Origin of the sequence: Pseudomonas sp. SMSB3 (assembly GCF_052041965.1) — a bacterium.
Lineage (GTDB): Bacteria > Pseudomonadota > Gammaproteobacteria > Pseudomonadales > Pseudomonadaceae > Aquipseudomonas.
In genome coordinates this window covers 1-3,437 of record NZ_JBKGGV010000031.1, presented here as the reverse complement: position 1 = coordinate 3,437, position 3,437 = coordinate 1, and the positions used below count along the sequence as shown (strand labels likewise).

The 3,437-nt window shown below is 46.6% G+C and carries 4 protein-coding genes and 3 pseudogenes; all 7 read left to right on the top strand.

The window, feature by feature from the left end; translation table 11 throughout:
* Nucleotides 1–875: pseudogene (locus ACLEJW_RS23130) on the top strand (RHS repeat-associated core domain-containing protein); the annotation flags it as partial.
* Between the two features lie 10 nt (nucleotides 876–885).
* Nucleotides 886–1,101: a hypothetical protein gene (locus ACLEJW_RS23125; RefSeq protein ID WP_440778315.1), complete on the top strand. Its 216-nt coding sequence runs from the start codon at nucleotides 886–888 to the stop codon at nucleotides 1,099–1,101.
* A 17-nt stretch (nucleotides 1,102–1,118) separates the two neighbouring features.
* On the top strand, nucleotides 1,119–1,469 hold the full coding sequence (locus ACLEJW_RS23120; RefSeq protein ID WP_440778314.1) for a hypothetical protein: 351 nt from the start codon (nucleotides 1,119–1,121) through the stop codon (nucleotides 1,467–1,469).
* Between the two features lie 25 nt (nucleotides 1,470–1,494).
* Nucleotides 1,495–1,953 (top strand): annotated as a pseudogene (locus tag ACLEJW_RS23115) (type IV secretion protein Rhs); the annotation flags it as partial.
* Between the two features lie 165 nt (nucleotides 1,954–2,118).
* A complete protein-coding gene (locus ACLEJW_RS23110) occupies nucleotides 2,119–2,286 on the top strand; it encodes an AHH domain-containing protein (protein ID WP_145189525.1) in 168 nt (55 codons plus the stop codon).
* Between the two features lie 108 nt (nucleotides 2,287–2,394).
* Entirely contained in the window at nucleotides 2,395–3,003 is a 609-nt protein-coding gene (locus ACLEJW_RS23105) for a hypothetical protein (protein ID WP_313303215.1), read from the top strand.
* A gap of 160 nt (nucleotides 3,004–3,163) precedes the next feature.
* Nucleotides 3,164–3,437: pseudogene (locus ACLEJW_RS23100) on the top strand (HNH/ENDO VII family nuclease); the annotation flags it as partial.

The following is a 3,437-nucleotide window of genomic DNA, read 5'->3' as shown; positions in this document are numbered from 1 at the left end:
GAAGCGCTTCCTGTGGCAAGGGCTGAGGATGCTGCGGGAGGAAAGCCCTGGGCAGAACATCGTGTACCTGTATGAGCCGGGGAGCTATGCGCCGTTAGCGCGGGTGGATCAGGTGGAAGGGGAGGTGCAGAAGGTTTATTACTTCCATACTGACCACATGGGGCTGCCGCTAGAACTGACAGATATCAATGGAAGTGTGGTATGACAAGTAACTTATCAGAGCTGGGGGGGGTAATGGGGCTACAATTAACCAGTTTGAGCAAAACTTGCGGTTTCAGGGGCAGTATTTCGATAGTGAAACTAGCCTTAATTATAGCCTTTTTAGATACTACTATCCTGCGATAGGTCGATTCATTACGCAGGATCCGTTGGGCGTATTAGGTGGCGAGAATCTATATGTGTATGCCCCTAACCCTATCTCGTGGGTGGATCCTACAGGCCTCTCACCCAGCAAACTCCTTGCAGCAGCCATGGGAAAAGCTGGAAATACTGTACCTCCAGGATATGCCGCTCATCACTTGATACCTACCAACGTGATCAATAAATCCAGCTTAATCCAGGAGGCTATGATGCGTGGGATATATAGTCCTGATGGAACAACTAACGAGTTAGCATTGCCAATCACGTCGGCCGAAGCACTAGCGACAGGGAAGCCTTTGCACAGTGGTGGACATTTGGGTTCATATTATGATGCTGCCCGAAGTCGTCTGATGGTTGCAGAGCAGGAAATAGGAAATCTATCAGCGGCATCTGATAAAGAGCTTCTCAAGAAAATTGGAGCGGTTGAACGCAGCATGCGTATGAGCCTAGGGTCGGACACCCTGCGGTTGCAAACTACTGATCCCAGGCCAAAAGGTACCCGGTCAACATGTTAGGAGATTAGAAATGATTTATTATTCGATGTGTCATGAAGTGATGGATGGAGGATATACGGACGGGGAAGTGTTATTTTCTCCAGCGCTAGATGATTACTATCAAGTTGGGAAAAATTTTGCACTGGAAGGGTTGATGGTTTCAGTAACTCTAGATAAAAGAGTTCGAAATCTAAAGTCAGATTTCTTTCTGACTACTGTAGGCGCATTTTTGTTTCGAAAGAATTAAAAAATATTCTTGAGGAAGTGAATGTCAAGGTTGAGTTTGCCTTGGCCAGTGTCAGGTATTTCAATGGGAAGCCTAGCGACAAAGAATATTTCCTCATTCACGCAAATGAAACGTGCAAATGTTTAGACTACCAGTTGTCGGAGTATTCTGGAAAGTCTATGGTTTTGAATAAAATTCAGGCAGGTGAGTTGAGCGCTGATTATAAAGTTCGCGGGATTAAGAGAATGTGCGTTGACGAAGCGGAAGCGGGCGGCTTGGATTTCTTTTTTGTAGGGGGGGTGATCTGGATCGATCCGATTGCCTCGGAAAGATTAGTGAGTAAAATCAAAAAGAAAAAACTTTTTATTAAATTCAATGCAATTGGGTGAGCTAGCGTGCAGACGTTGGCTTCTCGTGGTTTTCGGGCAAGCCGACGGTGAAGTAGTGGGAATTATGCGGTACGAGTACGACAAGGCGATCCGCCTGACCGCGCTGGTCAATGAGAACAACGCGACCTACAGCTTTGCCTACGATGTCTCGGACCGGCTGAGCGAAGAAGTGCGGGTGGACAACTTGACTCCGCGCTTCAGCTATAACGAAGGTGGTCATCTCACTCGGCTGGATGAAATCGACTATGGCGGAAACGCCGAGCGTCAGAAGCGGCATACGCTGTTCGAGCGAGACACCATCGGCCGTTTGGTCGCCAAGCTCAATCGCGATGCACAGCAGCGCTTCGCCTATGACGAGGTCGACCGACTGCTGAGCATCGAGCGACCGCCGAGCGGCATCGGCAAGCAACTTGGGGTGACCGATGAAAAGCTGGAATACGCGTACGATGTCCTGGGCCGGCTGAGGAAAGAAATCACACCTGATAGGGCTAGTATGTGGTCAACCCTCTTATCGGGATCGACTCATTAGGATTCTCATGCGCTACTGATGCTAAGGTGTTGAGAACTAATGTGATTGAAGCTGGTAAATCTGTGTCCGGGGTCAAAACGCTGCTTATCACATAGCTATTTGAAATTTGAAGATCACAGAATGGTCGCGCTGCAAGAAAAGATGGAACGGCTTGGAATCGATATAAATGCTTCGGAGAACGGTATGTTTTTGCCGTCTAGCAGCAAAGTGAAGCTAGCAGCAGGAAGTAGATTGCCGAGCCATGCTGGCATACATACAAACGCGTATAAGCAGAAAATACATCACTGATTAATCGACATCGATGACGCGGACAAATTTCTAAATGAGTTAAAAAAGATAGGAAACGAGATTGCTTGCGGAGTCTTTTAAAGATAGGCTTTGGGGCTGGAGAAGAAAATGTGGAATTTGCTAGAATTAGAAAAAGAGTTCAGCGATGCTGCTCTAAATAAAATCAGCGCATTAAGCGACATGTTGATTACTGCTAAATCCAAAGAAAAACAAAAAATTATTACGAAAGGACCATTTTTCAATTTTCGACCCTATGAATTGGAAAGAGCGGGTTACAAAAAGGGAAGGCAATTAAATGAATTGCCCAAAAATATAAAAAACACACACGTTTATCACTTCGATGTTAGTGATAAGATTTTGTACCTTGAAGTTTATGGGCAGCATAAAGACATTGTTAGTGTAGAATTTTACGAGCATTACGATGATGGTCTTCGGCGGATTTATTACGATAGTGTTGGGAGGTTAAGAAACATTTCATTTTCAGGTTTTGTCGATGGCGTCCTGATGAAGGACATGAATTGGGGAAGGTTTGGATGTAGTGAGTCTGATTATATCTATGAATGTGGAAGGCTGACCAAGATATTGGTCAGGCAAGCGGAGCATGGCGAGTCGGATTTTTCGATTTATGAGGTTCGATTCGAGTACAAGCAAAGTGATCTAGTATCTATACATAACGTATTTACTAACGGTCATGAGGAAAAGATCTTTCCTTCATAGAATATCTATGGTTTGCGGGTCTTGGAATCACCTGGCAGGCAGCTATGAAAAATTTTTCCATCTAGCAAGAAGTCTCACGGTACGTCTGAGGGTTTGGTAAGGGGCGGCTAGACAATCGCCCTCAAAAACAACGGATACGAATTACTGAGGATCATAGGTTGTCGGCAAGCAGCATGGTGTAACCGAGGGGGAGCTGGAGCACGCCTACGATCTAGGGGGCCGGCTGACGAAATAAATCACGTCTGATATGACGCTTGGCTACGAGTCTGACCCGCTTAGCAACTTGACCACGCTGACCCTCCCGGATGGCCGCAAGCTCAACCACCTTTACTACGGCAGCGGGCACCTGCACCAGTTGAACCTGGATGGCCAGGTGATCACCGACATGGAACGGGATGACCTGCACCGTGAGGTGTACCGCACCCAGGGCAAGT

Bases quoted from the DNA above. Each gene is read 5' to 3' on its own strand.
- ACLEJW_RS23125 (WP_440778315.1), top strand. From the start codon at position 886: ATGATTTATTATTCGATGTGTCATGAAGTGATGGATGGAGGATATACG.
- ACLEJW_RS23110 (WP_145189525.1), top strand. From the start codon at position 2,119: ATGGTCGCGCTGCAAGAAAAGATGGAACGGCTTGGAATCGATATAAAT.
- ACLEJW_RS23105 (WP_313303215.1), top strand. From the start codon at position 2,395: ATGTGGAATTTGCTAGAATTAGAAAAAGAGTTCAGCGATGCTGCTCTA.